At 70.2% G+C, this 26,208-nt stretch carries 20 protein-coding genes; 11 read left to right on the top strand and 9 right to left on the bottom strand.

Annotation, left to right across the window (positions count from 1 at the left end; genetic code table 11):
- Positions 1-96: 96 nt before the first annotated feature.
- On the bottom strand, positions 97-1,593 hold the full coding sequence (locus FCN22_RS11770; RefSeq protein ID WP_137121746.1) for an amino acid permease: 1,497 nt from the start codon (positions 1,591-1,593) through the stop codon (positions 97-99).
- Positions 1,594-1,856: 263 nt separating this feature from the next.
- On the opposite strand from FCN22_RS11770, the gene FCN22_RS11765 reads away from it, so the two are divergent.
- The 11 genes from FCN22_RS11765 (at position 1,857) to FCN22_RS11715 (ending at position 16,254) form a co-directional block, all read left to right on the top strand.
- A complete protein-coding gene (locus FCN22_RS11765; RefSeq protein ID WP_238384695.1) occupies positions 1,857-2,468 on the top strand; it encodes a 1-acyl-sn-glycerol-3-phosphate acyltransferase in 612 nt (203 codons plus the stop codon).
- A 111-nt stretch (positions 2,469-2,579) separates the two neighbouring features.
- Positions 2,580-4,211: an LLM class flavin-dependent oxidoreductase gene (locus tag FCN22_RS11760; RefSeq protein ID WP_137121744.1), complete on the top strand. Its 1,632-nt coding sequence runs from the start codon at positions 2,580-2,582 to the stop codon at positions 4,209-4,211.
- 89 nt (positions 4,212-4,300) lie between these two features.
- Positions 4,301-6,817: a DEAD/DEAH box helicase gene (locus FCN22_RS11755; RefSeq protein ID WP_137121743.1), complete on the top strand. Its 2,517-nt coding sequence runs from the start codon at positions 4,301-4,303 to the stop codon at positions 6,815-6,817.
- A gap of 45 nt (positions 6,818-6,862) precedes the next feature.
- Positions 6,863-7,510 carry a GntR family transcriptional regulator gene (locus FCN22_RS11750; protein ID WP_137121742.1) on the top strand — a complete coding sequence of 216 codons (648 nt, stop codon included), beginning with the start codon at positions 6,863-6,865 and terminating at the stop codon, positions 7,508-7,510.
- Positions 7,507-8,859 (top strand): MFS transporter, encoded by a 1,353-nt coding sequence (locus FCN22_RS11745; protein ID WP_238384694.1) that lies wholly within the window; start codon positions 7,507-7,509, stop codon positions 8,857-8,859. Before FCN22_RS11750 ends, FCN22_RS11745 begins: the two co-directional genes overlap by 4 nt.
- 105 nt (positions 8,860-8,964) lie before the next feature.
- Positions 8,965-11,361 (top strand): malto-oligosyltrehalose synthase, encoded by a 2,397-nt coding sequence (gene treY / locus FCN22_RS11740; protein WP_238384693.1) that lies wholly within the window; start codon positions 8,965-8,967, stop codon positions 11,359-11,361.
- Entirely contained in the window at positions 11,358-13,145 is a 1,788-nt protein-coding gene (treZ, locus tag FCN22_RS11735; RefSeq protein ID WP_137121740.1) for a malto-oligosyltrehalose trehalohydrolase, read from the top strand. The genes treY and treZ overlap by 4 nt, the downstream gene beginning before the upstream one ends.
- Positions 13,146-13,282: 137 nt before the next feature.
- Positions 13,283-13,927: a hypothetical protein gene (locus tag FCN22_RS11730; RefSeq protein WP_137121739.1), complete on the top strand. Its 645-nt coding sequence runs from the start codon at positions 13,283-13,285 to the stop codon at positions 13,925-13,927.
- A gap of 307 nt (positions 13,928-14,234) precedes the next feature.
- Positions 14,235-14,471, top strand: a complete 237-nt coding sequence (locus FCN22_RS11725) for a hypothetical protein (RefSeq protein WP_137121738.1) — start codon at positions 14,235-14,237, stop codon at positions 14,469-14,471.
- 166 nt (positions 14,472-14,637) lie between these two features.
- Positions 14,638-15,258: a DUF47 domain-containing protein gene (locus FCN22_RS11720; RefSeq protein ID WP_137121737.1), complete on the top strand. Its 621-nt coding sequence runs from the start codon at positions 14,638-14,640 to the stop codon at positions 15,256-15,258.
- A 6-nt stretch (positions 15,259-15,264) separates the two neighbouring features.
- The gene (locus FCN22_RS11715) at positions 15,265-16,254 is read left to right on the top strand and encodes an inorganic phosphate transporter (protein ID WP_137121736.1); all 990 of its coding nucleotides are present in this window, start codon (positions 15,265-15,267) and stop codon (positions 16,252-16,254) included.
- Positions 16,255-16,467: 213 nt separating this feature from the next.
- Here FCN22_RS11715 and FCN22_RS11710 read toward each other — a convergent pair whose 3' ends face one another.
- The 8 genes from FCN22_RS11710 to mshD form a co-directional block, all read right to left on the bottom strand.
- Positions 16,468-17,544: a type IV toxin-antitoxin system AbiEi family antitoxin domain-containing protein gene (locus FCN22_RS11710; protein WP_137121735.1), complete on the bottom strand. Its 1,077-nt coding sequence runs from the start codon at positions 17,542-17,544 to the stop codon at positions 16,468-16,470.
- 270 nt (positions 17,545-17,814) lie between these two features.
- Positions 17,815-18,591 (bottom strand): phosphate ABC transporter ATP-binding protein PstB, encoded by a 777-nt coding sequence (gene pstB / locus FCN22_RS11705; RefSeq protein ID WP_137121734.1) that lies wholly within the window; start codon positions 18,589-18,591, stop codon positions 17,815-17,817.
- A 62-nt stretch (positions 18,592-18,653) separates the two neighbouring features.
- The gene (gene pstA, locus FCN22_RS11700) at positions 18,654-19,595 is read right to left on the bottom strand and encodes a phosphate ABC transporter permease PstA (RefSeq protein WP_238384692.1); all 942 of its coding nucleotides are present in this window, start codon (positions 19,593-19,595) and stop codon (positions 18,654-18,656) included.
- On the bottom strand, positions 19,592-20,602 hold the full coding sequence (gene pstC / locus FCN22_RS11695) for a phosphate ABC transporter permease subunit PstC (RefSeq protein WP_137121733.1): 1,011 nt from the start codon (positions 20,600-20,602) through the stop codon (positions 19,592-19,594). Before pstC ends, pstA begins: the two co-directional genes overlap by 4 nt.
- A 31-nt stretch (positions 20,603-20,633) precedes the next feature.
- Positions 20,634-21,755: a phosphate ABC transporter substrate-binding protein PstS gene (gene pstS / locus FCN22_RS11690; protein WP_202911542.1), complete on the bottom strand. Its 1,122-nt coding sequence runs from the start codon at positions 21,753-21,755 to the stop codon at positions 20,634-20,636.
- Positions 21,756-21,963: 208 nt separating this feature from the next.
- Positions 21,964-22,956: an NUDIX hydrolase gene (locus tag FCN22_RS11685; RefSeq protein WP_238384691.1), complete on the bottom strand. Its 993-nt coding sequence runs from the start codon at positions 22,954-22,956 to the stop codon at positions 21,964-21,966.
- Positions 22,953-25,238, bottom strand: coding sequence for an RNA degradosome polyphosphate kinase (locus tag FCN22_RS11680; protein WP_137121732.1), 2,286 nt, complete (start codon positions 25,236-25,238; stop codon positions 22,953-22,955). The genes FCN22_RS11685 and FCN22_RS11680 overlap by 4 nt, the downstream gene beginning before the upstream one ends.
- A 4-nt stretch (positions 25,239-25,242) precedes the next feature.
- Positions 25,243-26,196, bottom strand: coding sequence for a mycothiol synthase (gene mshD / locus FCN22_RS11675; protein WP_137121731.1), 954 nt, complete (start codon positions 26,194-26,196; stop codon positions 25,243-25,245).
- Positions 26,197-26,208 lie beyond the last annotated feature (12 nt).

Here is a 26,208-nt window from a genome sequence, read left to right as displayed (position 1 = left end):
GCGCACTCTAGCTCCGGTCGATCGGGCTGCGTTGGTATGTCGTGTGCTTTGTGCGTCTTCGTCGTCGCCCATGTCTCCGGGGACGCGTCGAGGTGGTCAGTCGTCCAGTCGCTCCGGGACGCGCCGGTCGCTGACGTCGGCCGGTCCGGCGCGCCCCACGCGGCTGTGCCGGGCGCCATACGTGAAGTAGATGGCGAAACCGATTGCGAGCCAGATGAGGAACCGCGCCCAGGTCGCCAGGGAGAGGTTCAGCATCAACCAGATGCAGGCGAGAATCGACAGGATCGGCACCCATGGCACGGCCGGCACCCGGAAGGCTCGATGGAGGTCCGGCCGGGTCCGGCGCAGGATGATCACTCCGGCCGAGACCAGCACGAACGCAAAGAGGGTGCCGATGCTCACGAGCTTGGACAACTCTGCCAGCGGCACGATGCCGGCCAACACGGCGACGAAGCACCCGGTGAGCAGTGTGATGACGTGCGGGGTGCCGAAGCGGGGATGCACCGTCGCGAGCTTCTGGGGCAGCAAGCCGTCCCGGCACATCGCGAACAACACCCGGCTCTGGCCGAGCAGCAGCACGAGGATGACCGTGGTGAGGCCGCAGACCGCGCCGAGTGAGATCACCTTGCTGGCCCAGGTGACGCCGTTGGCCTGGAACGCCTCGGACAGCGGGGCGCTGGTGCTCATCCGTGGATCGCTGTATCTCAGCATGCCGGTCACCACGAACGAGACGGCCATGTAGAGCAGCGTGCAGATGGCGAGCGAGCCGATGATCCCCCGCGGGACGTCGCGCTTAGGGTTACGGGTCTCCTCCGCGGCGGTGGCCACGATGTCGAATCCGATGTAGGCGAAGAACACGACTGACGCTGCCGCGATGACCCCGAACGCGCCGAAGTGCGAGGGCGTCATACCGAAGACCGCCTGGATCAGCGGCTGGTCAGAGGCTGCAGCGTCGCTCGCGCTGGGCTTGCTCGGTGGCAGGAAGGGTGAGTAGTTGGCCGCCTTGATGAAGAACAGGCCGGCTGCGACCACGAAGAGGCACACGGCCACCTTGATGACCACGAGGACGCCGGTGAACCGTCCGGACAGCTTGGTGCCGAGGATCGCCACCGCGGTGAGGCCGAGCACGATCAGGATCGCCGCGATGTCGGGCCGCGCGTCGTCACCGGCCAGCCACGACGGCAGGCCGAACAGGTCGTGGAAGTAGGCCGACCAGCCACGAGCCACCACCGCCGCGCCGAGCGCGAGCTCGAGCACGAGGTCCCAGCCGATGATCCAGGCGACCAGCTCACCGAGGGTCGCGTAGGAGAACGTGTAGGCGCTGCCCGCCACCGGCACGGTCGAGGCGAACTCGGCATAGCAGAGCGCGGCCAGCCCACAGGTCACTCCGGCCAGCACGAAGGAGATGACGATCGCCGGCCCGGCATTGAGGTTGGCCTCCTGCCCGGTCAGCACGAAGATCCCGGTGCCGATGATGACGCCCACGCCGAAGAAGGTGAGATCCCAGGCGCTGAGCTCCTTCTTGAGCTGGTGCTCGGGCTCCTCGGTGTCGTGCATCGACTGCTCGACCGACTTGATCCGGAACACGTTCATGACGTTGCCTCCCACGCTGCGGCGTGTCTACGAGCGCTGTGGGGGGAATCATGCTCGCTTCGAGCCATTTCGGGTAGACCTCGGCGGTCGGCATCTCAGTCGCTGGTCCGGACGCACCGAGGAATGAGCAGCCGGCCGATCTGTGGGATCATCTGCTGCGCACCATGGGACCGTCGGTCCTGCCGGGCCTTCGCCGAGGCGTCAGATACCGGAGGAGACGGTCGAAGTGCCGGTGCACTGGTCGAGGACCGAAGGAGCAGTCGGTGAGAATTCGTCGCGCGTTGGCGCGTCTGGTGATGCGTGCCGCGCGATGGACCCCCGTCGGCGAGGTGCCCGAGCACTCGGCCATCGTCGTGGGCGGCCCGCACACCTCCAACTGGGACTGGGTGGCCACGCTGCTCATGATGTGGGGCAACGGCGCCGAGTTCCGGGTGCTGGTCAAGAAGGAGCTCTTCAAGGGCCCGGTCGGCTCGATCCTGCGCGCGACCGGAGGGATCCCGCTGGACCGGCGCAACCCAGGGGGGATCGTCCGGCGGCTGGTCAAGGAGGCGAAGCGGGAGGACGAGCGGTTCCTGCTGGTGCTCGCCGCCGAGGGCACGCGGGAGAAGGCGGAGTACTGGAAGTCCGGCTTCTACCGCATCGCCCAGCAGAGTGGCCTGCCCATCGCGATGGGGTTCGTCGACGGACGAACCCGCAGCTTCGGTTTCGGGCCGACGATCCGGCCGACGGGCGACGTGCGGGCCGACATGGACCTCGTCCGGGCGTTCTACGCCGACAAGTACGGCTTTCGCCCCGAGAACCGCACAGAGCCCCGGTTGCGTGAGGAGCTGCCCCGCGCCAACGAACCGGGGGACCGGCCGCCCGAGGCCGGCTGAGCGCTGCCGCTCGGCGCGCGACCACCGCGACCACACGGGCACCGCTGGGGCCATTGCTCGGTCGGCCTGCGGTTAGGGTCGTGGAGGCACCACACGGACGGAGGCGCGCCGATGACCGACTACGGGCACCAGCTGGAGTTCGGCATCTTTCCCAGCCCCGATGCCCAGCGGGCGCAGCAGACGATCGAGTTGGCGCAGCTGGCCGACGTGAGCGGCCTCGACCTGGTGAGCGTTCAGGACCACCCCTACCAGGCCAAGCACCTCGACACCTGGACGCTGCTCTCGGTCATCGCCGCGCAGACCAGCGCCGTCCGGGTCGCGCCCAACGTCGCCAACCTGCCGCTGCGGCCACCGGTCGTCCTCGCCCACTCGGTCGCCACGCTCGACCGGTTGAGCTCCGGCCGCGCCGAGCTCGGCCTCGGCACCGGTGCGTTCTGGGACGCGATCGTCGCTGCCGGGGGACGACGGCTGACGCCCAAGGAGTCGGTGGACGCGCTGGTCGAGGCGATTGGCGTCATCCGCGGGGTGTGGGGCGGCGGCACGGTGTCCGTCACCGGCGAGCACTACCACGTCAAGGGGTTGCACGCCGGCCCGCCGCCCGTGCACGACGTGGGCATCTGGCTTGGCGCCTACAAGCCGAGGATGCTGCGGGTCACCGGGCGGCTGGCCGACGGGTGGATCCCGAGCATGGGGTATGCCGATCCGTCGGCTCTCGCTGCGATGAATGCGGTCATCGACGACGCGGCCCTCGCGGCAGGGCGCGGGCCGGAGGCGATCCGGCGCATGTACAACATCTTCGGCCGGTTCGGGTCGGGCGGCGGCCTGTTGCAGGGAAGCCCCCGGGACTGGTCCGAGCAGCTGGCGGCGCTCGCCCTCGACGAAGGCATCAGCACCTTCATCCTCGGGACCGACGACCCCACCGACGTCCGCCGCTTCGCCGATGAGGTGGCGCCCGCGGTGCGTGACCTCGTCGAGCGTGAGCGGGCGCTCCTTGCCGGTGCCGCTGCCGGGAAGGGAACGAGCGAACCGGCCCCCGGAGACGGACGGGGTGGGGCGGACCACGGTGCCGGCCCGACGTCGGTGCTCGAGACCGGTCGACGACGAGCTGCGGAGGCGCGCGGGGAGGTGCCGCTCTCGGTCACACCGACACCGGACGACGGCACGCGGCTGAGCGTCGAGCTGCCGTGGGACGAGTCGAGCCGGCCGGTGGCGGCCAAGCCCGACGACGCGGCATACACGCGTGAGCAGCAGGCCCATCCGCAGCACCTCGTGGACATCCACGATGCGTTGCGCGACGAGCTGGCCCAGGTGCGTGGCGTGGTGGAGCAGGTGCGCCAGGGCCACCTGACCGTCGGCGCCGCGCGATCGGTGGTCAACACGATGACCATGCGGCAGAACGACTGGACCCTCGGCGCCTACTGCCAGTCCTACTGCCGCATCGTCACCGGGCACCACACCCTGGAGGACCGCAGCGTCTTCCGCCACCTGCGTCGTGCCGATCCCGCGATCACCGACGTCATCGACCGTCTCGAGGAGGAGCACCACGTCATCGCCGACGTGCTCGAGCAGGTCGACCGGGCGCTCGTCGGACTGGTGGAGGCGCCCGGCTACGGCTCGGACGGCGCTGCACGGCTGGAGGAGCTCCAGCGCAGCATCGATCTGCTCACCGACACGCTGCTGTCGCACCTGGCCTACGAGGAGCGCGAGCTGCTCCACCCGCTGGCGCGGTACGGACTCAACTGACGCGGGTTGAAGCAGCGGCTGAGCGGACCCGGCTGAGCCGATCCCGACGATTTCGGCACGCGCCGCGGGTGCGGGAGGATGGGGAGCCCATGACCCTCTCCGACCAGCTGCCCAGCGAGCCCGATCCCGACGCGCTCTATGACACCTTCGCCTCGTGGGCCGCATCGCGTGGGCTCGAGCTGTACCCGGCACAGCAGGAAGCCCTGATCGAGCTCGTGTCGGGCTCCAACGTCATCCTGTCGACGCCCACCGGGTCGGGCAAGAGCCTGGTGGCGACGGGAGCCCACTTCGCTGCGCTCGCGGAGGACCGGGTGTCGTTCTACACGGCACCGATCAAGGCCCTGGTGTCGGAGAAGTTCTTCGCGCTCTGCGAGATCTTCGGCGCACAGGATGTCGGCATGCTCACCGGCGACGCCTCGGTCAACGCCGACGCTCCGATCATCTGCTGCACCGCCGAGGTGCTCGCCAACATCGCGCTGCGGGAGGGGGCGGCGGCCGACGTGGGACTGGTGATCATGGACGAGTTCCACTTCTACTCCGAGCCCGAACGAGGCTGGGCGTGGCAGGTGCCCATGCTCGAGCTGCCGCAGGCCCAGTTCCTGCTGATGTCAGCGACACTCGGCAATGTCGACCGCTTCCAGGAGGATCTCACCCAGCGCACTGGGCGGCCGACCGCCCTGGTCACATCCGCCGAACGCCCGGTGCCACTCAGCTTCGAATACGTGCTCACGCCCTTGCACGAGACCCTGGAGGAGCTGCTCTCGACGCATCAGGCGCCGATCTACGTGGTGCACTTCACCCAGGTGGCCGCGCTGGAGCGGGCCCAGGCGCTGATGAGCATCAACGTGTGCTCCCGGGCGGAGAAGGACGCCATCGCCGAGCTGATCGGCGGCTTCTCCTTCCGCCCCGGTTTCGGCAGGACGCTGTCCCGGCTGGTGCGTCACGGCATCGGTGTCCACCACGCGGGGATGCTGCCGAAGTATCGGCGGCTCGTCGAGCAGCTCGCCCAGGCCGGCCTGCTCAAGGTCATCTGCGGCACGGACACCCTCGGCGTCGGCATCAACGTCCCGATCCGCACCGTGGTGCTGACCGGATTGACCAAGTTCGACGGCAGCCGGCAACGGGTGCTCAAGGCCCGCGAGTTCCACCAGATCGCCGGTCGAGCCGGACGCGCTGGCTACGACACGTCGGGGACGGTCGTGGTGCAGGCGCCGGAGCACGTCATCGAGAACACCAAGGCTCTCGCCAAGGCGGGCGAGGACCCCAGGAAGCGCCGGAAGGTCCAGCGCAAGAAGCCGCCGGAGGGATTCGTCAGCTGGAGCCAGGACACCTTCGACAAGCTGGTGAGCGCGGAGCCGGAGGTCCTGGTGTCGCGCATGCAGGTGAGCCACTCGATGCTGCTCAACGTGATCAGCCGGGCCGGTGACCCCTTCGCCGCCATGCGCAAGCTGCTGCGCGACAACCACGAGGAACCGCGCTCCCAGACGAGACTCGCCCGTCGCGCCATCAACATGTATCGGGCGCTGCTCACCGCTGGTGTCGTGGAGCGCCTCGCCGAGCCCGACGAGAGCGGGCGCACCCTGCGGCTGACGGTGGACCTGCAGGCGAACTTCGCGCTCAACCAGCCGCTGTCGACCTTCGCCCTCGCGGCCTTCGACGTGCTCGACCCGGAGTCCGACACGTTCGCGCTGGACGTGCTCTCGGTGCTCGAGTCGACGCTCGACGATCCCCGGCCGGTGCTGCGGCAGCAGCAGTTCAAGGCACGCGGCGAGGCCGTCGCGCAGATGAAGGCCGAGGGCATCGAGTATGACGAGCGGATGGAGCTGCTCGAGGACGTCACCTGGCCGATGCCCTTGCAGGAGCTGCTCGAGGGCACCTTCGCGATGTACCGCCAGAGCCACCCGTGGCTGGCCGAGGACGACCTGTCGCCGAAGTCGGTCGTGCGGGACATGTTCGAGCGGGCCATGACCTTCGGTGAGTTCGTCGCCTACTACGGCCTCGCGCGCTCGGAGGGGCTGGTGCTGCGCTACCTCAGCGACGCCTACAAGGCTCTGCGCCACACGGTGCCGGACAGCCTCAAGAGCGAGGAGCTCGTGGACCTCATCGAGTGGCTGGGGGAAGTGGTGCGACAGACCGACTCGAGCCTGCTGGACGAGTGGGAGCAGCTGACCGACCCGGAACGGCAGGGCGAGGCCGTCACCCCGCACGCCGTGCCGGCGACGCCCAAGCCGATCACCGCCAACACCAGGGCGTTCCGGGTGCTGGTGCGCAACGCGATGTTCCGCCGGGTGGAACTTGCCGCACTGCGCAGGTGGATCGACCTGGGGGAGCTCGACGCCGAGTCGGGGATGGACGCGGACGAGTGGCAGGCGGGGCTGGAGGACTACTACGCCGAGCACGAGGACATCGGCACGGGGCCGGAGGCTCGTGGCCCGCAGATGCTCCAGATCAGCGAGTCACCGGGCGTCTGGCACGTGCGTCAGGTGGTCGACGACCCCGAGGGCGACCACGACTGGGGCATCACCGCTGAGGTGGATCTCGGGGCGAGCGACGAGGCGGGAGAGGCGATCGTGCACGTCACCGGTTTCGACCGCCTGGGTGGCTGACCCGGATTCGCGGTCCCTGGCTGTTGCGTCTATGATAGATACAACATGTCCACAACAACTCGTTCTCCGTCCGCGGCCGAACGTGTCTACGAGCACGTCAAGGCCGGAATCCTCGACGGCACCCTGACCCAGGGCTTGCTGTTGACCGAGGGCGACATCGCCGAGGACGTCGGCGTCTCCCGCACTCCCGTCCGCGAAGCCCTCCTCCGTCTCGAGGTCGAGGGGCTGATGGCGCTCTACCCGAAGAAGGGGGCCCTGGTCATCCCCGTGACGGCCGACGAGGCAAAGGACGTCGTGGAGGCCCGGTCCGTCATCGAGATCTGGGCGGCCGGAAAGGTCTGGCCGAGCCGACACGAGCTCGCGGACGCGCTGGCGACGCACCTGGAGGAGATGAAGGAGGCCCGCGAGAACGAGGACGTGTCCGCCTTCACCCTCGCGGACCGGACCTTCCACGAGGAGATCGTCGCGGCCGCGGGCAACGCCATCCTCACCAAGCAGTACCGCAGCCTCCGCGAGCGGCAGCTGTGCATCACGGCGACGGTCATGCGCATCTCCGGACCGCGGATGCGCCGGGCCGTCCAGGACCACGCCGGGCTCGTCGAGACGCTGCGGCACGGCACCAGGGCGCAGTTCGTCGCCCAGACCCGCGAGCACCTCGAGGTCGCACGCAGGCAGGCCGGGATGGCCCTGTGACCACCATCGACCAAGTCGGCTCGGACCGGCTGCTCGTCGACCCCGCCCTGCGCCACCCCCTCGGGGGCCGCCGGGCCTGGCTGGTCTACGGCGGAGCCCTGTCGATCTACATCCTGGCCATCTTCCACCGCAGCTCGCTCGGCGTGGCCGGCCTCATCGCCGCCGACCGGTTCCACATCTCCTCGGCGCAGCTGGCGACCTTCACGATGGTCCAGCTCGCGGTCTATGCGGCGATGCAGATCCCCGTCGGAGCGCTGCTCGACCGTTTCGGTTCCAAGCGGATGCTGCTGATCGGCGTCTCGCTGATGACGATCGCGCAGTTCGGGTTCGCCTTCGCCACCACGTTCGGTGAGGGGGTCGCCGCGCGCATCTTCGTGGGCATGGGTGACGCCATGGTCTTCATCAGCCTGATGCGCATCGTGGCGCTCTGGTTCCCGCCCGCACGCTCGCCGATGGTCACCCAGCTGACCGGTCTGATGGGGCAGATCGGTGCGCTCGTCGCCGCGGCGCCCCTCAGTGCCGCCCTGCACGGCCTCGGCTGGACCTGGTCCTTCGTGCTGGCGGCCAGCGTGGGCGTCGTGCTCGTGGTCGTGCTCCTGCTGGTCGTGCAGGACTCGCCCTACCAGGACAGTGTGCGAGAGCAGATCAAGATCCGCGAGGTCGGGCTGGCGGTCAAGCAGTCCTGGCGGTCTCCGGGCACCCGGCTCGGGTTGTGGTCGCACTTCTCGTCGCAGTTCGGCAGCAACATCTTCATCCTGCTGTGGGGGTTCCCGTTCCTGGTGTCCGGCCAGGGCCTCACGCCCGCCGCGGCCAGCAACCTGCTCATGCTCATGGTGGTGACCACCGTCGTGAGTAGCCCGATCATCGGCTCGGCCGTCACCCGGTGGCCCTTCTCCCGCTCGACGCTGATCCTGGGCATCGTCACGGCGATCATGGGTGTGTGGGCGGTCGTGCTGCTCTGGCCGGGGCGTGCCCCGTTGTGGCTGCTGGTGCTGCTCGTCGTGGTGACGGCCCTCGGTGGTCCCGGCTCGATGATCGGCTTCGACCTGGCACGGACGTTCAACCCGCCCAGCCGCATCGGCAGCGCGACGGGCATCGTCAACGTGGGCGGGTTCGTCGCCTCGCTGGGCGCGGTGATCCTCATCGGCCTCGTCCTCGACCACGTGGCCCCGGGCGGCCCGAGCACCTACACGGTGGACTCGTTCCGGGCCGCGATGTCGGTCCAGTACCTCGTCTGGGGGCTGGGCGTGGCGCAGATCCTGCGCTACCGGCGCAAGGCGCGCCACAGCCTGTGGCTGAACGACCCGGGGACCTACGCCGAGCTGCGTGCCGGGACGACGCTGGACTGAGCGTCTGCGAGCATGTCGGGGGCGGGGCTCGACCAGCGCTCACAGCATGAACCCTGCGTGACCACCGTCGCGCAATGGGAGGGCACCACAGGGAGGAGGAGCGTCGTGAACAACCGAACCGTTCCGGTCGTCACCGGCACCTACCGGCTGCAGCTGCACGCCGGCTTCGGGTTCGAGGACGCCCTGGCGCAGGTGCCCTACCTGTCCCGCCTCGGGGTCTCCCACCTCTACCTGTCCCCGATCCTGACCGCCGTGCAGGGGTCCATGCACGGGTATGACGTGCTGGACCACTCGCGCGTGTCCGAGGCCCTCGGCGGCGAACGGAGCTTCCGCGAGCTGTGCGAGGCGGCACACGCCCGCGGGCTCGGGGTGGTCGTCGACGTGGTGCCCAACCACATGGCCGTGCCGGCACCGGAGTGGGCCAATGCGCCGCTCTGGCAGGTGCTCCGGGAAGGCCGGACCGCGGCGACGGCCGGTTGGTTCGACATCGACTGGGACGCAGGTGAGGGCCGGCTCGGTCTGCCGATGCTCGGCGACACGCTGGAGCGCACTCTCGCGGCGGGGGAGCTCACCCGTGACCAGCACGACGGTGAGCCGGTCATCCGCTACCACGAGCACGCGTTTCCGGTGTCGCCCAGCACCGACTCCGGTGACCTGGCCACGGTGCTCGCCCGGCAGCACTACCGCCTCGCGAGCTGGCGTGAGCGGGATCAGGTGATGAACTACCGGCGGTTCTTCGAGGTGGACCAGCTCATCGGGGTCCGGGTCGAGGACCCCGCCGTCTTCGAGGCCACCCACCGGCTCCTGCTGGACCTGCACCACGAAGGGCTCATCGACGGCTTCCGGATCGACCACCCGGACGGACTGGCCGATCCGGAGGGCTACCTGGCGCGGCTCGCCGACGCGTGCGTCGACGGCACACCGGTGTGGGTGGAGAAGGTTCTCGAGGGCGAGGAGGAGCTGCCCGCCCCCTGGCAGACGGCAGGGACGACGGGTTATGACGCGCTGCAGGCCATCTCCAGCGCGCTGGTGGACCCGGGCACCACGGCGGTGCTCAGCGGCACCTGGGCCGAGGTGGGCGGTGCGCCAGACCTGGACGGGGTGATCGAGGAGTGCAAGCGCCACGCGGCTGCGGATCTGCTGCAGCCCGAGGTGAACCGGCTGCACCGCCGCGCGGTGGAGTCGATCCCGCACCTGGCGCCGGACCGGTTGCGCGAGGCGCTCGTGGAGCTGCTCGTGGCCACGGACGTCTACCGTGCCTACGTGCGCCCGGGCCACCCCACGAGCGTGCTGGCGCGGGCGCACGCCGAGGAGGCCCTGTCGCGGGCACGCGTCCGGCGCCCCGACCTGGGTGACGCCCTGGACGCGGTGGCCGGGGTGGCACTCGAACCGGACCCGTCGGACCCGGCAGCCGTCGACCTCGCCATTCGCTTCCAGCAGACCTGTGGCCCTGTGATGGCCAAGGGCATCGAGGACAGCGCCTTCTACCGCTGGCACCGCCTCACGGCCCTCTGTGAGGTCGGCGGTGACCCGACCGTCGCGGAACATCCCGACGCCGAGGAGCTGCACCGCTGGGCCAGTCGCCAGCAGGACGACTGGCCCGCCGGGATGACGGCCCGCTCGACGCACGACACCAAGCGCAGTGAGGACGTGCGTGCCCGGATCCTCGCGGTCGCCGGCGACGCGCAGGCGTGGGAGCGGTGCTCGGCAGCCTTCGCCGACGCCGCGGCGGCCGCCGGCGTCGACGGGCCCACCGGCCACCTGCTCTGGCAGACGCTCGTCGGCGCCGGGCCGCTCGAGCCCGAGCGGCTCCGCGACTACCTGCTCAAGGCGGTGCGCGAGGCCAAGGAGCACACCGCGTGGATCGACGGCGACCCCGATTACGAGCGCCGCGTCCTCACCCTGGCCGAGCGGGCCTGTGCCCCGGGACCATTGCGGGACGTCGTGGCAGAGGCCGTCCGCAGCAACGCCGACGCCATCCGGGCCACGGTGCTCGCAACCACCGTCCTGGGCCTGTGCCTGCCCGGCGTGCCGGACACCTACCAGGGATGTGAGGTCGTGGACCTGTCGCTGGTCGACCCCGACAACCGCCGTCCGGTCGACTACGCCGACCGGTCACGCCGGCTCGAGGCCCTCGAGCAGGGGATCCCGTCGGACGACCTTTCCGGCGAGAAGCTGCTGGTCACCAGCCGGACGCTGCGGCTGCGCCGCCAGCACCCCGAGTGGTTCGGCGCCGAGGCGACCTACGCGCCGCTCGCCACCCCGTCGCACCTGTTCGGGTTCCTCCGCTCCGGAGGGGTGGCCGTCCTGGTCAGCCGGCTCCCACACGCCGCCGCCTCCGGTATCGACCCGGTCGAGCCGACGATTGCTCTGCCCGAAGGACGCTGGCGCGACGAGCTCACCGGCCGAAGCCTGGCCGGCGGCCCGGTGACGCCGTCGGATGTCTTCACGGACCTGCCGGTCGCCCTCCTCGTGTCGGCAGCCGACGGCGCGGATCGATGAGCAGCTCGCGCGACGACCTCCAGTCGCTACGGCAGTTCGCGGTCTGGGCGCCGGACCGCGAGCGGGTCGAACTGCTCCTCGGCACCGATCGGCTGCCCATGTCCCGAGCCGGGGACGGCTGGTGGCGACTGGAGGCGCCGGGGGCGACCGGCACGGCATACGCGTTCAGCCTCGACGGCGGCGAACCACGGCCGGACCCGCGCGCGCGTCACCTGCCCGACGGGGTCCACGGCTGGTCGGTGGTCTTCGACCCGGGCGAGTTCGAGTGGAGCGACGGCGGCTGGCCCGGCACCGATCTCGCCAGTGCGGTGGTCTACGAGCTGCACGTCGGGACCTTCACGCCGGCAGGCACCCTCGACGCCGCCACCGAACGTCTTGACCACCTGGTGGCCCTGGGCATCGACCTGGTCGAGCTGATGCCGGTGGCGGCATTCCCGGGCCGGCACGGCTGGGGTTACGACGGCGTGGCGCTCTATGCGGTGCACGAGCCCTACGGCGGCCCTGCGGCGCTGCAACGCTTCGTGAACGCCTGCCACGCCAAGGGACTCGGCGTCTGCCTCGACGTCGTCTACAACCACCTCGGTCCGAGCGGCAACTACCTGCGCGAGTTCGGCCCCTACTTCACCGACCGCTACTCCACGCCCTGGGGCGACGCGGTCAACCTCGACGGCGCGGGGAGTGACGGGGTCAGGGAGTTCTTCCTCGACAACGCGCGCCAGTGGTTCGTCGACTTCCGTCTTGACGCGTTGCGCCTCGACGCGGTCCACGCGTTGTACGACACGCGAGCGCAAATTCTGTTGGAAGCGTTGTCCGCACAGGCAGATTCGTTGTCCGAGCAGGCCGGTCGCCCGCTCTGGCTGATTGCCGAGTCCGACCGCAACGATCCGGCCACGGTGTTGCCGAGAGCATCCCGCCCAGGCCTCCCGGGTGGCACGGGCCTGCACGCGCAGTGGGCCGACGACGTCCACCATGCACTGCACGTCCAGCTCACCGGCGAGACAGACGGCTACTACTCCGACTTCGCGGTCGACGGGGCGCTCGCCAAGGTCCTGACGACGCCGTTCTTCCACGACGGCTCCTGGTCGTCGTTTCGGAGACGTCACCACGGCGCTCCGATCGACCCGGCCGAGACGCCCGGGTGGCGCTTCGTCGCGTCCCTGCAGACCCACGACCAGGTCGGCAACCGCGCTCACGGAGAACGGATCTCGGCGATCGCCTCGTCCGGTCGGGTCGCCTGCGGCGCGGCGCTGCTGCTCACCGCGCCCTACACGCCGATGCTCTTCATGGGGGAGGAGTGGGCGGCGTCCACGCCGTGGCAGTTCTTCACCGACCACCAGGAGCCCGAGCTCGTCGAGTCGATCCGCGAGGGTCGCCGGGCGGAGTTCGCCTCCCACGGCTGGGGCGACGGGGTGCCCGACCCCCAGCACCCGGACACCCTCGCCCGGTCCCGGCTGGACTGGGACGAGCGCGCGGCTCCCGAACACGCTCGCATGCTGGCCTGGTATGCCGAGCTGGTCGCCCTGCGCCGTGCCCGCGCCGACCTGCGGGACCCCCGGCTCGACCGGGTGGGAGTGACGCACGATGTCACCGAGCAGACCGTGCTGGTGCACCGCGGCAGGCACCGGGTGCTGGTGAACCTGTCGACTGATGAGCGGGCGTTCACCCTCGGGGAGCAGGACTCTGCCCTGCAGATCCTCGCTGCCTGGAGGGACGGTGCGGTCCTGACTCCCGGCGGCGTGGTGGTGCTCGAGGCCGAGACGGCCTGCGTGCTCGGACCGGAGTGACCGAGCCGCCGGTCGGGCGTGCCGCCGGGCCGGCACGCCGTCGGGCCGCCCCTGCTCCGACGCACCCTGCTGGCGCCGGCTCGTCATACAGCTCTCGTCTCGCAGGATTGCCCCGTGGCGTGAAACAATCTGTCGCAATGCCTGCAGATCATGGAGAGCGGTCCGTCCCTCGGCGACCGGTGCTGTTCGGACCGGACGCGCTGGACGCGCAGTCGGGTGCCTCGGACCCGGCCCAGGTCAGTGAGGTTGCGCACGAGACCGCCGCGGTCCTGGTCGGCACCGGGCGCGCGGCGCACGACCCCGAGGTCACCAGCCGGCTGGTCGGGCTGGTGGAGGAGCTGGGCCTGTCGACGGTGGCCGAGCTGTGGGCCGACCGTCCGGCGCGGAGTCTGCCGGGGGCGCTGTGGCGGCTCTACTGCCTGCAGGAGTGGGTGCGGCGCGACCCGGTCGGCGCGGCGGGGGACTACAGCGCCGGCATCCGTTTCGCGGACGTCTCCCGCGTCGTGGCGGGGCTCGCCGAACCACCCGGGCCCGACGAGCTCAAGGCGCTCACCGACGCGATCCTCCGGGGAGTCTTCGACGGCGACCTCGCGATCGCGCTGGAACGCGCCGCCGCCTTCTGCCGGGTCGTGTCCGCCGGACGAGCCAACCGGGCCGACGACAGCGATGCCCACGACCCGCTGGGCGCGAGCAGCCAGACACGCCGGGCGGCGGCGATGCTCACCACGGCCGAGGACCTCGAGATCTGTGCCCGGCTGTGGCGGGCCGGCAACCTGACCTGACGGCGTGGCCCGAGAAACCTGTGGGTAGCGGGAACAGCGAGGGGCATCGGCGGGTTACAGTGCTCGTGCGCCGGGCCGCGGCAGCCCCGGGTCCCACATTATGCCGCTACGAGCGGCCACGCACCGAGAGGTGCTCCCGGCCCGGCGCAACTTCTCACAGGGCAACCCCTATACGGACGCCTCCTCGCGCAGCGAGCTCTCGCCCGGAGCGACTTCTCGCAGGGCGCACCGACCCGCAACGGACCCGGCGCAGTCCCGTGGGGCGTTTCAGCCCCGGCTCACACTTTCGCCCCGTACATTGACCTCCATGGCAGTTGACCGCAATCCACCGTCGGAAGAGACGGCTGGGCAGCACGGCGACCTCGTCGACAGGCCGCTGCAGGAGGAGATCGAACTGGTCGGCGCACTCGTCGCTGCGGTCAGCGCGCACCGGGGGACCCTCAGCGAGGAGGAGATCGACCGGCTCCTCGGCGTCCGACGCCCGGGAGAGGCGCCGTCGGGGGGCACCGAGCCCGCCCAGCAGGCGCCCACCGACCCCCTCTGAGGCGCATCAGCGAGGCGCGAGGGGGTGTGAGGAACCTGACGCTGGGGCGGGTCGCCGCCCACCGTGGGACGGGTGCCGCCGCAGGGGGAGGGCGCCCGAGTTGTGTTTCGGGGCCATCATGGCTCTAGCATCATGCAGGCCACCTTCCCGATGACCGGAGTCTCTTGTGCGCTTCAAACTCACGCCGCAGGACACGAGCTTCTACGACTTCTTCGCCACCTCGGCGTCCCACCTGGTGGATGGCGCCCGCGAGCTGACCGCGATGCTCGGCGTGCCGGTGGAGGACCGCAAGGGCTCCGCCCAGCGGATGAAGGACCTCGAGCACGCGGCGGACGAGTCCACGCATGCGATCATGCGCAAGGTCAACAGCTCGTTCATCACGCCGTTCGACCGCGAGGACATCTATGACCTCGCCTCCAACCTCGACGACTGCATGGACCACATGGAGGCCGCGGTCGACCTGATCGTGCTCTACCAGATCGGTGAGTTCCCCTCAGGCATCTCCGGGCAGGTCGAGGTGCTGGAGCGGATGGCGGAGCTCACCGCCGAGGCGATGCCCCGGCTGCGGTCGATGAAGGACCTCGCGGAGTACTGGATCGAGATCAACCGGCTGGAGAACCAGGCCGACCAGACCTATCGCCGGCTGCTGGCGGAGCTGTTCAACAACGGCACCGAGGCGATCACGATCCTCAAGCTCAAGGAAGTGATCGACGAGCTCGAGGCCGCCGCCGATGCGTTCGAGACCGTGGCCAACACGGTCGAGAGCATCGCGGTCAAGGAGTCCTGACGGACCGTGGAATGGCTCCCCGTAGCGCTCGTCATCGCCCTGGCGATGGGGTTCAACTACACCAACGGATTCCACGACGCCGCCAACGCGATCGCGACGTCGGTGTCGACCAGGGCCCTAACCCCGCGCATCGCCCTCGTCATGGCGGCGGCCTTCAACCTGCTCGGCGCGTTCCTAGGTGAGGGTGTCGCCAAGACGGTCGGGTCGGACATCATCGACCCGCCCGCCGGCCACCAGGGGCTGATCATCGTCGCGGCCTCCCTCGTGGGCGCGATCGGCTGGAACCTGCTGACCTGGTGGTACGGCCTGCCCTCGTCGTCCTCGCACGCCCTCATCGGAGGCATGGCCGGGGCGTCCCTGGCCGCGGGGACGGCGGTCATCTGGAGCGGCATCTTCTGGAAGATCATCGTGCCGATGATCGTGTCGCCCGTCGTCGGCATCATCCTGGGGTTCCTTGCGATGACCGTCATCCTGTGGCTGTTCCGCCGGGCCCAGCCGGGACGGGTGTCGCGCGGCTTCCGGATCGCGCAGACGGCGTCTGCGGCCGCGATGGCGCTGGGCCACGGCCTGCAGGACGCTGCCAAGACGATGGGCATCGTGGTGCTCGCCCTCACGGTCGGCGGCTACCACGAGGGGAGCACGATCCCGTGGTGGGTCAAGGTCTCCTCGGCCCTGGTCATCTCCGCAGGCACCTACTCCGGTGGCTGGCGGATCATGCGCACCCTGGGCCGCAAGATCATCCACCTGGACCCCCCACAGGGCTTCGCTGCCGAGTCCACGGCCGCCGCGGTCCTCTACGTGGCCGGGCTCACCTTCCACGCGCCGATCTCGACCACGCACACCATCACGTCCTCGATCATGGGCGTCGGGGCGACCAAGAGGCTCTCCGCGGTGCGCTGGGGCGTGGCCGGCAACATCGTGGCGGCCTGGGTGGTCACCTTCCCCGGAGCCGGCATCGTGGCCGCCTTCGCCTACCTGATCCTCCAGTTCTTCTGACCCACCCGCCCCAACCTGCTCACCCCCGGCCGCTTTGCTCGCTGAGGGCCGCCTTCGGGCCGCGCGGGAGCGGTCTGGGTTGAGCATGCCGAACCGTCAGTGCTCACGGTCGGCCGCTTTGCTCGCTGAGGGCCGCCTTTAGACCGCGTGGTAGCGGTCTGGGCTGAGCACGATCCGGCGCGAACCCACGCACAGCACGTCCAGCGGGTCGGCTCAACCAGCCCTGCCCACCGCCGGCATCAGCCACGGGGGCGCCGGCAGGTATTCCGCGTGTCCGACGAAGGGTCGCCGGCTCGCCCGTTCGGCGGCCCGTTTGATCCGGTCCGCGATGGTCTCCGGGCTGCGGTGCACTTCGGACGTTCCCCAGCGGACGACCTCCGGACCCAGATCGCGCAACCACTCCTCGCGGCGCTTCTCGGACTCCATCCTGCGGGCCAAGAGCCGCTGGGCGTCCTGGACCGCGGCTGGATAGGTGCGCACCACCGGCGTGTCGAGGTCGGCCATGAAGTACTTCTCGCGACCGTCGCACTCGAGCACTACGCCCCAGTCGTGGAGCCAACCGTCTACTCGTGCGACGAACCGGCCGTGTCCGTCGCGAATCGTGACCTGGGGCTCAGGCATCGGGATGCCCAACTGGTGAAGACGGGCGAAGGAATAGCTCTCCAGCCAGGTCTCTCGGCGGGGATCCAGCAGGGGAAGCGCGAGTTTGCCGCGATCGGCGTAGGGCCATCTCTCCTGACGCGTCAGTACCTCGGCCACCGCGTCGTGGGTGGTGATGCCGCGGCGGAGCGCCCCGTCCCCGAGGGCTACTGCGTCGGGCAGGCCCAGGTGCCGCAAGTTGTCGGCGACAGTGCGCGCCGGGGAGGTCACCGGGACACCCCAGGTGGTGCCGCAGCACGACACGGTGCGGTGGGTGCGGTCGCGCTCAGGCAGACTGGCGACCTGGCGAACGAACCGTTCCGACGCTCGTGTGCAGTCGTCCAGGTCGGGGCTGGTCAAGGTCACCCGGCCGGCACCCGTCAACGGCAGTGGCAGGTCGTACACGACTGCAGCGCTGAGATGACTGGCCACCTCGTCGCCGCGCCGCGCGAGCAAGGTGCCAACCAGCGCAAGACGATGCTGGTCGCGGTCGGACAGCCCGTCATACAGGTCGGAGCGGGCGTAGACACCGCGACCCAGGGTGACCCACCGTCCCGCTCGACTGCGGTGGGACACCTGATGACGGCTCATGCCGGCCGCCAGCGCCATCGAACGTGTGAAGACGGGAGGCAGCTGTGGATCCACGGGCATCTCGCCAGTCTGGCTCTCCGAGGCGGTGGCCCGCGGCTGCCATCCACAGGCCTCGGCGCCCGGCCGGGACACCGCCTGACGTGCTCGCCAAAGTCCGCTTCGCCGCGGGCCGGGAGCGGCCTCAGGTGAGCAAAGCAGCCCGACGTGAGCACGGAGGGTGCGGCGTGCTCACGAAGGGCCGCTTCCGGCCGGGTGAAAAACGGCCTCAGGTGAGCAAAGCAGTCCGACGTGAGCACGGACGGTGGGTGGGGAGCCTGGGGGCGCCGCGGGTCAGCCGAAGCGGCCGGAGATGTAGTCCTCGGTGGCCCGCTGCGTCGGGTTGCTGAAGATCTTCTGCGTGTCGTCCATCTCCACCAACCGACCGGGCCTTCCCGTCGCCGCGAGGTTGAAGAACGCCGTGCGGTCGGACACCCGGGCCGCCTGCTGCATGTTGTGCGTGACGATGACGATCGTGTAGTCGGACTTGAGCGTGCCGATCAGGTCCTCGATCGCCTGGGTCGAGATCGGGTCCAGCGCCGAGCACGGCTCGTCCATCAGCAGCACCGACGGCCGCACGGCGATGGCCCGGGCGATGCACAGCCGCTGCTGCTGCCCCCCGGAGAGGCCGGCGCCGGGCTTGTCCAGCCGGTCCTTGACCTCGTTCCACAGGTGCGCGCCGCGCAGGGACGTCTCGACCCGCTCGGCGAGCCGCTTCTTGTCGCGCAGGCCGTTCAGGCGCAGACCGGCTGCCACGTTGTCGAAGATCGACATGGTCGGGAACGGGTTGGGCCGCTGGAAGACCATGCCGACCGTGCGGCGCACCGCGACGGGGTCGACCTTCGGGGAGTAGAGGTCCTGGTCGTCGAGCATGACGTGACCCTCGACCCGGCCGCCGGGGACGACTTCGTGCATCCGGTTGAGGGTGCGCAGGAAGGTCGACTTGCCGCATCCCGACGGGCCGATGAACGCGGTCACCGATCGCGGCTCGACCGTCATGGTGACGTCCTCGACCGCCTTGAACGCCCCGTAGTAGACGTTGAGGTCCTTGACGTCGATTCGCTTGGCCATGTGATGTGTTCGCTTTCGTGCGGGGTGGTCTTCAGGTCCAGTCCGGTATGCCGTGTCAGTCGTCAGGTGCGCACCGCGCCGAAGCGCGCGATGATCCGGCCGACGACGTTGAGCAGGAGGATGAGCAGGATGAGGGTGAGCGCTGCGCCCCAGACCCGGTCGAGCGCCGGCTGGAGGGCCTCGACGCGGTCCTGGTTGATCATGGTCGGGAGGGTGGCCATGTTGCCGCTGAAAAGGTTCGTGGCGATGTTCTTGGTGTAGGGGCCGAGGATGAGCAGCGGCGCGGTCTCGCCCATGATCCGCGCGAGACCCAGCAGGACCCCGGTCACGATCCCGGAGAAGGCGGTCGGGATGACGATCCGCGCGATCGTCTTCCACTTCGGCACGCCGAGCGCGTAGGAGGCCTCGCGCAGCTCGTTCGGCACCAGCTTGAGCATCTCCTCGGTGGAGCGGACGACCACGGGAACCATCAGCAGCACCAGGGACAGCGCCACGGCGAACCCGACCCGCTGGAAGCCGAAGGTGGTGACCCACACGGCATAGATGAACAGCGCGGCGACGATGGAGGGGACGCCGGTGAGGATGTCCACCATGAAGCTCACCGCCCGGGCGAGAGCCCCGCGGCCGTACTCCACCAGGTAGATGGCGGTGAACACGCCGATCGGGACCGCCATCAAGGCGGTGGCCGCACCCTGGATCAGGGTGCCCTGGATCGCGTGGATCGCGCCGCCGCCCACGTCGCTGGAGGTGATGTTGCGCTGCGAGTGGGTGAACCAGGTGGACTCGAACAGCATGTGGCCGCCCTTGACGAGCACGCTGCCGAGGATCCAGACGAGCGGGACCAGGGCGACCAGGAAGGCAAGCCACATCACGACGCGGGCCAGCTCGTCGCGCACCCGTCGGCCCGCGGCCTTCGGGCCGAGGCCGGAGGTGAGCCGTCGCCGAGCCGACCCGTCCCGGGTCTCCTGGACTGCGGTGTCCATGCCGGTGTCCACGATGGTCATTCGGTGAACGCCTTCCTGCGGTTGATCACGACGCGGGCGATCGCGTTGACGACGAAGGTGAGGACGAACAGCACCAGCCCGGCCGCGATGTAGGCCCCGGTCTGCAGCGGCGTCGTGAACTCGGGCGCCCCGTTCGCGATCTTGGAGGCGAAGGTCTCGCCGCCGTTCAGCAGCGACCAGGACCAGGCGGTGCCGTCGGCGAGAGCCGACAGGATGATCATGACGGCCACGGTCTCGCCGAGCGCCCGTCCCAGACCGAGCATCGCGGCGCTGATGACACCGGGCTTGCCGAAGGGCAGCACCGTGGTGCGGATCATCTCCCACTTCGTGGCGCCCAGAGCGAGGGCGCCCTCGCGGTGCGTTGTCGGGGTCTGCGCGAAGATCTCACCCGACATGGCGGTCACGATCGGCAGCACCATGATGGCGAGGACCACTCCCGCGAACAGGATCGTGCTCGACCCGCTCACGGTGGTGTCCGAGAACAAGGGGGTCCACCCCAGGACGCTGTTCAGGAGGTTCTGCACAGGTTCGAAGTAGGGCCCCACGACGTAGGCACCCCAGATGCCGAACACGATGGACGGGACGGCCGCGAGCAGCTGCACCAAACCGGCGGCGGGACGTGCCAGCCAGGTCGGCGCGTACTGGGTGATGAACAGCGCCACGGAGACCCCGAGCGGCACCGCGATCACCATCGCGACGACGGAGCTGGCGACGGTGACCCACAGCATCGTGGCGATCCCGAACCGCTGGCTCTCCCCGCCCACGCTCCACTCGGTGGAGGTGAGGAAGTTGGCTCGGTTGTCGAGCAGGGCCGGGACGGCCCGGGACAGCAGGAATACTCCGACCAGGACGACGATCGCGATGACCAGCAGGCCGGCGCCGCGAGCCGCTCCGCCGAAGAGGCGGTCGCCGAGCCGTCCGGTCTTCCTCGTCCCCTGCGGGTCGGACGGGCCACCCCCGAAGGGGTCGCGCCTGGCGGTGGGTGCTGCGCCGGTCGTACCGGACATCGTGGCCTGCCTCTCGAGGTGTGTGGCCGGCTCAGGAGAGGGCGTCGACCGAGGCGGACACCTTGGTGCGGACCTCCTCGGGCAGCGGCGCGTAGCCCGCGGCCTCGAGCGACTTCTGGCCGTCCTTGGAGGAGAAGTAGGACAGGAACGACTTGGTCAGCTTGGTCTTGGCCTCGTCCTGGCCCTTGGAGCAGACGATCTCGTAGGTCACGAGCAGGATCGGGTAGGCACCCTTTTCCTTCGTCGCGTAGTCGAGCTCGAGCCGGATGTCGTGGCCCTTGCCGACGTTCTTCGCCGCGTCGACCGCCTTGCCGACCGTCCGGCTGTTCAGCTCGACCGGGCCGGCACCGTTGTCGATCTGGGCGATGTCGAGCTTGTTGTCGACCGCGTAGGACCACTCGGCGTAGGTGATGCCGCCCTCCGTCGACTTGACCGCGCTGGCGACACCCGCCGACTTGTTCTTGCCCTCACCCTTGCCGGACCAGACCTTCGAGGGGTCTGCGGTCCAGAGGTCCTTCGCGGTGGCCGACAGGTACTTGGTGAAGTTCTCCGTGGTGCCCGACTCGTCGGCGCGGAAGAATACCGAGATCCTGGTGCCGGGCAGCTTCACGCCCTGGTTGATCTTGGCGATCGCGGGGTCGTCCCACGTGGTGATCCTGCCTTGGAAGATCTGGGCCGCCACGTCGGGGGTGAGGACCAGCTTGTCGACGCCGGGGACGTTGTAGGTGATGGCGATCGGGCCCGTCACCATCGGAAGGTTCCAGGCGGGGGAGCCGCAGGTCTTGGCCGCGTCCTCGGTCTCGACGACTCCCTCCTCGGGCTGGTCGGACAGCACCGAGTCGGAGCCGGCGAAGTCGACCTGTCCGGCGATGAACTGCTTGATGCCGGCACCGGATCCCGTCGGGTTGTAGCTCAGGGTCGCCTCCGCGCAGGCGGACTGGTAGTTCTTGATCGCGAGCTCGATGGCGTTCTTCTGGGCCGACGACCCCTCGGCCTGGACCTCACCGGCGGCGCAGTCGATGTTGGCCGTCGAGCCGCCGCCTCCCGCGGTCCCGCTGGCCGACGTCGTGTTGTTGTCCGAGCCGCAGGCAGTCAGAGCGAGCGCACCCACGAGGGCGACGGCCGACATCCGGCCGAAACGCTGGATCTTCACGGTGTTCGTACCTCTCGATCTTCGGGGCAGACCAGTTGGCCTGTCGAGAGGGACGCTAGGCAGGCCCGGTGACGCGATCCCCTCTCGCAGGTGAACGCCGCGTGAATGACGCGAGAGCAGTCGTCGCCGGGCGGCTGGCCGCCGGGGGATGATCCGGTGAACGAGGCCGCCAGGGTCTGGCGTCAGTGGAGCCGGTGGTGATAGGGGGTCACGCGGCCCCGTGACGCTCCACGGCGACCACCTGAGAGGCCTCGCCGGTGCCGCGCAGGTGCGCGACCAGGACCTCCCCCTTGCCCATGCCGTGCTCCGCGGCACCGGTGAGCGCGTCCCGCGTGACGTCGTCCCCGGCCGAGGCGGCGAGCGCCGACAGCAGGTCTGGCAGCACGGGGCGGTGGCTGCACAGCGCCGCCGGCTCGCCCCGCCCGATCGTCTTGGCGAGGTGCCGCGCCGCGCGGTCGGGCGCCGCGGCATACCCCTCCTCCGACAGCCCGTCCCGCAGCCGCATCCGCAGGCCGGCGCGCTCCGCGAACGGCGCCAGGGTGTCGGTGCACCGCACCGACGGCGAGGTCACCACGCGGGAGACGCCGTATGCCGTCACGAGGGGCACGAGCGCGGCCGCCTGCGCCGCTCCCCTCGCGTCGAGCGGCCGGAGCCGATCGTCCTTCCTCCAGTGGCCGCGACCGACGGCGTGCGCGTGCCGCACCACGAGCAGCGGCCAGGTCTCGAGCTGCCCGGCCTTGTCATGGACGACGACGGCACGCAGCTGCTCCCGGTCGCGCGCATAGCTCAGCCGGCTCGATGCCTCGCCGACGGGGAGCCAGGCCACCTCGTCGATCTCGTGCTCCAGCCGGCCGTCACCCCCGATGACCTCCGCTGCCCAGTAGTGGACCCGTTTGCGTTGCGGGCCCAGGGATCGCCGGACCACCGTGTAGCACGCGGTGGGCAGGGGGCGCCCGAGCCGCACGAGCAGCCCCGTCTCCTCGCCGACCTCCCGGACCGCCGTGGCCGGCAGCTGCTCACGGTAGGGCGACTGGTCGACCTTCCCCTTGGGCCAGGACCAGTCGTCGTAGCGGGGACGGTGCACCAGGGCCACCTCCAGCCGTCCGTCGCGCCGGCGCCACGGGACCGCCCCGGCCGCCTCGACGACGGCGTCGGGGTCCACGAGCTCCGTGGCCGTCGGCACTCGGGCGGGGTCGCTCACCGACGGCGGGCCTTGCGCCGGCGGCGGGCGAAGCGGGCGATGACCGACTCCTGCACGTCGGTGAGGGGTGAGCCGTCCCCGTCCAGGTGGTGGCGGGTCCAGCGGCCGTCGCCGTCGAGGTGCCAGCTCGAGGTCTTGTCGCTCATGCCGCGCTCGAGCAGGTCGCGCAGCGAGGCGATGTGGCCCTCGTCCTCGACCCGCAGGAGGGTCTCCACCCGGCGGTCGAGGTTGCGGTGCATCATGTCGGCGCTCCCGATGTAGACGATCGGGTCGCCGTCGCCCCCGAAGATGAACACCCGGGAGTGCTCGAGGAACCGGCCGAGCACCGACCGGACCCCGATGGTCTCGGACAAACCGGGCACCCCGGGACGCAACGAGCAGATGCCGCGCACCCAGACGTCCACGGTCGCGCCCGCCTGCGACGCGGCATACAAGGCGTTGATGACCTGCTCGTCGACGATGGAGTTGACCTTCATCTGGATCAGACCGGGGCGGTCCGACCTGGCCAGCTCGGCCTCCGCGTCGATGTGCTCGATCAGCCCGGTGCGCACCGAGCGCGGAGCAACCAGCAGCCGCTTGAACTTGCTCCGTGGCGCGAGGCCGGACAGCTGGTTGAACAGCCGCGTCAAATCCTCGCCGACCTGGGGGTCACAGGTGAGGATGCCGAGGTCCTCGTAGAGGCGGGCCGTCTTGGGGTTGTAGTTGCCGGTGCCGACGTGGCAGTAGCGTCGCAGGCCGTCGCCCTCCTGACGGACCACGAGGCAGAGCTTGGCGTGCGTCTTCAGCCCCACCATGCCGTAGACCACGTGCACCCCGGCCTGCTCCAGCTTGCGCGCCCACGTGATGTTGTTCTCCTCGTCGAACCGGGCCTTGAGCTCGACCACGGCCAGCACCTGCTTGCCGTCCTCGGCCGCGTCGATGAGGGCGTCGACGATGGGCGAGTCGCCGCTCGTGCGGTAGAGGGTCTGCTTGATCGCCAGCACCGCCGGGTCGTTCGCCGCTTGGTCGATGAAGGCCTGCACTGACGTGGAGAACGAGTCGTAGGGGTGGTGCAGCAGGATGTCCTTCTCCCGGATGGCCGCGAGGACGTCACTCGGCGCGGAGCGTTCCACCGGGGCCAGGTCGGGATGGGTCAGCGGGACGAAGTTGGGGTAGCGCAGGTCGGTCCGCTCGAGGTCGGCGACGAGGTTGAGCCCGGTGAGGTCGAGCGGGGTGGGCAGCCGGTAGACCTCGTCGGCGCTGACGCCGAGTTCGCGCACCAGCAGGTCCATCACGTGGTCGCCCATGTCGGAGGCGACCTCGAGGCGCACCGGCGGCCCGAACCGGCGCCGGGTCAGCTCGCGCTCGAGCGCGGTGAGCAGGTTCTCGGCGTCGTCCTCCTCCACCTCGAAGTCCTCGTTGCGGGTGACGCGGAAGGTGTGGTGCTCTCGCACCTCCATGCCGGCGAAGAGCATGTGCAGGTGCGCGGCGATGACGTCCTCGAGCGGCACGAACCGCGCGTGGTAGCGGTCGGACAGTCCCGACTCCTCGGTCGGGTTGGCCAGCTGGATGAAGCGGGGCAGCAGCGGCGGCACCTTGACCCGCGCGAAGTGCTCCTTGCCGGTCTTGGGGTGGACCAGCACGACCGCGAGGTTGAGGGACAGCCCGGAGATGTAGGGGAACGGGTGGGCCGGGTCGACCGCCAGTGGCGTGAGCACCGGGTAGACCTCGGCGCGGAACATCCCGTGCACGGTCTCCTGCTCGGCCGCGCTCAGCTCCTCCCACCGCATGATCTCGATGCCCTCGTCGCGCAGCTGCGGCCGGACCTGCTCGTGGAAGACCTCGGCGTGGCGACCCATCAGCTCGTGCGCCGCCACCGAGATCTGGTCGAGCACCTCGCGCGGCTCGAGCCCGGCGGGGGAGGCGATGGCCAGGCCGGTGGCGATGCGGCGTTTGAGCCCGGCCACCCGCACCATGAAGAACTCGTCGAGGTTGCTGGCGAAGATGGCGAGGAACCGGGCCCGTTCGAGCAAGGGCACCGCAGGGTCCTGGGCGAGTTGCAGGACGCGGTCGTTGAACTGCAGCCAGGACACCTCGCGGTCGAGGAAGAGCTCGGCGGGTGACTCGGTGGCCAGCACGTCCGGCTCGTCGGCGACGACCCGCATGAACCTGCCGTTGGACGAGCGTGGACGGGCCGAGGCGAGCGCCGAGATCGTGGACTCGACCGGCGCCTCCTCGCTGCCCGTCGCGGCATCGAGCTCGGCGGTGCCGTGCCGCTGCGTGTCCCCGTGTTCTGCCGTCATGTCCTCATGCTCCCACCGCGGGGTGCACCGGACGTGCGTACATCACGTCCACCGTGGTGCGGTGGAACCCGAGCTTGCCGTAGGTCGCTACGGCCGCCTCGTTGTCGCCGTCGACGTAGAGGGTGGCCTCGGACAGGCCGCGGTCACGCAGGTGCTCCAGCCCGAGGACCGTGACGGCCCTGCCCAGCCCGAGCCCCTGGTATGCCGGGTCGACACCGACCACGTAGACCTCACCACTGTCCTCACCCGGCACGACCTTGGTCCAGTGGAAGGCGGCCAGCGGCAAGGCCGCGGCGCCCTCGACGTGAGTGTCACGGCGGTCGTCCACGAGGATGAACCCCGAAGCGTCAAACCAGGTTTCGGCGATGCGTGCGTCGAGGTCCCGTCGGTCGACCCGGCCCTGCTCGGGGTGGCTGGCAAACGCCGTGGCGTTGACCGCCAGCCATCGCTCTTCGTCCGCGCCCACCTCGAAGGTGCGGGCGGCGAACCCCTCCGGCAGCCGCGCCTCGGGCAGCTCGGACCCGTCGCCCGACAACGGCCGGCTCATCTGCCACAGGTCGCGCACCGTCACCAGGCCCAGCCGCCCGGCCAGGCCGCGCGCCGCCTCGCCGTCGCCGTGGGCCCAGACGCGGACCCGTGGGGCCGCCTCGAGCAGCGACTCCACCAGCGCCGTCCCGTGGCCGCGCCGGCGGTGCTCCGGGTGTACCAGCAGCTCGGCCGAGCCGCCCTCCTCGTCGCCCACCAGCTGGGCGTAGGCAACGAGCACCTCCGGTGCCCGCTCGTCATACCCGAGCAGGTGTCGCACGCCCTCGGTGGCGGAGCCGTGGTCGAGGACCCGCCGCAGGACGAGGAGGGTCTGCTCGGACAGCGCCGGCTGCGGTCCGGTGTCGGACACCGCGAGTGCGAGCACCGCCCGGGCCTGGTCCGGCGTGAGGGTCTCCTGGGGATCGGCGCGCATGGACGTATTCCA

This window comes from Segeticoccus rhizosphaerae (genome assembly GCF_005222685.1).
GTDB classification, from domain to species: domain Bacteria; phylum Actinomycetota; class Actinomycetes; order Actinomycetales; family Dermatophilaceae; genus Segeticoccus; species Segeticoccus rhizosphaerae.
The sequence above is the reverse complement of the archived record's forward strand: the minus strand, read 5'-3'. Positions and strand labels throughout refer to the sequence as shown.

Excerpts from the sequence above, each read along its gene's own strand:
- FCN22_RS11755 (WP_137121743.1), top strand. The coding sequence starts at position 4,301 with ATGACCCTCTCCGACCAGCTGCCCAGCGAGCCCGATCCCGACGCGCTC.
- FCN22_RS11770 (WP_137121746.1), bottom strand. The coding sequence starts at position 1,593 with ATGAACGTGTTCCGGATCAAGTCGGTCGAGCAGTCGATGCACGACACC.
- FCN22_RS11730 (WP_137121739.1), top strand. The coding sequence starts at position 13,283 with ATGCCTGCAGATCATGGAGAGCGGTCCGTCCCTCGGCGACCGGTGCTG.
- pstA (WP_238384692.1), bottom strand. The coding sequence starts at position 19,595 with ATGACCATCGTGGACACCGGCATGGACACCGCAGTCCAGGAGACCCGG.
- FCN22_RS11750 (WP_137121742.1), top strand. The coding sequence starts at position 6,863 with ATGTCCACAACAACTCGTTCTCCGTCCGCGGCCGAACGTGTCTACGAG.
- FCN22_RS11760 (WP_137121744.1), top strand. The coding sequence starts at position 2,580 with ATGACCGACTACGGGCACCAGCTGGAGTTCGGCATCTTTCCCAGCCCC.
- pstB (WP_137121734.1), bottom strand. The coding sequence starts at position 18,591 with ATGGCCAAGCGAATCGACGTCAAGGACCTCAACGTCTACTACGGGGCG.
- mshD (WP_137121731.1), bottom strand. The coding sequence starts at position 26,196 with ATGCGCGCCGATCCCCAGGAGACCCTCACGCCGGACCAGGCCCGGGCG.
- FCN22_RS11725 (WP_137121738.1), top strand. The coding sequence starts at position 14,235 with ATGGCAGTTGACCGCAATCCACCGTCGGAAGAGACGGCTGGGCAGCAC.
- pstC (WP_137121733.1), bottom strand. The coding sequence starts at position 20,602 with ATGTCCGGTACGACCGGCGCAGCACCCACCGCCAGGCGCGACCCCTTC.
- FCN22_RS11680 (WP_137121732.1), bottom strand. The coding sequence starts at position 25,238 with ATGACGGCAGAACACGGGGACACGCAGCGGCACGGCACCGCCGAGCTC.
- FCN22_RS11710 (WP_137121735.1), bottom strand. The coding sequence starts at position 17,544 with ATGCCCGTGGATCCACAGCTGCCTCCCGTCTTCACACGTTCGATGGCG.
- treZ (WP_137121740.1), top strand. The coding sequence starts at position 11,358 with ATGAGCAGCTCGCGCGACGACCTCCAGTCGCTACGGCAGTTCGCGGTC.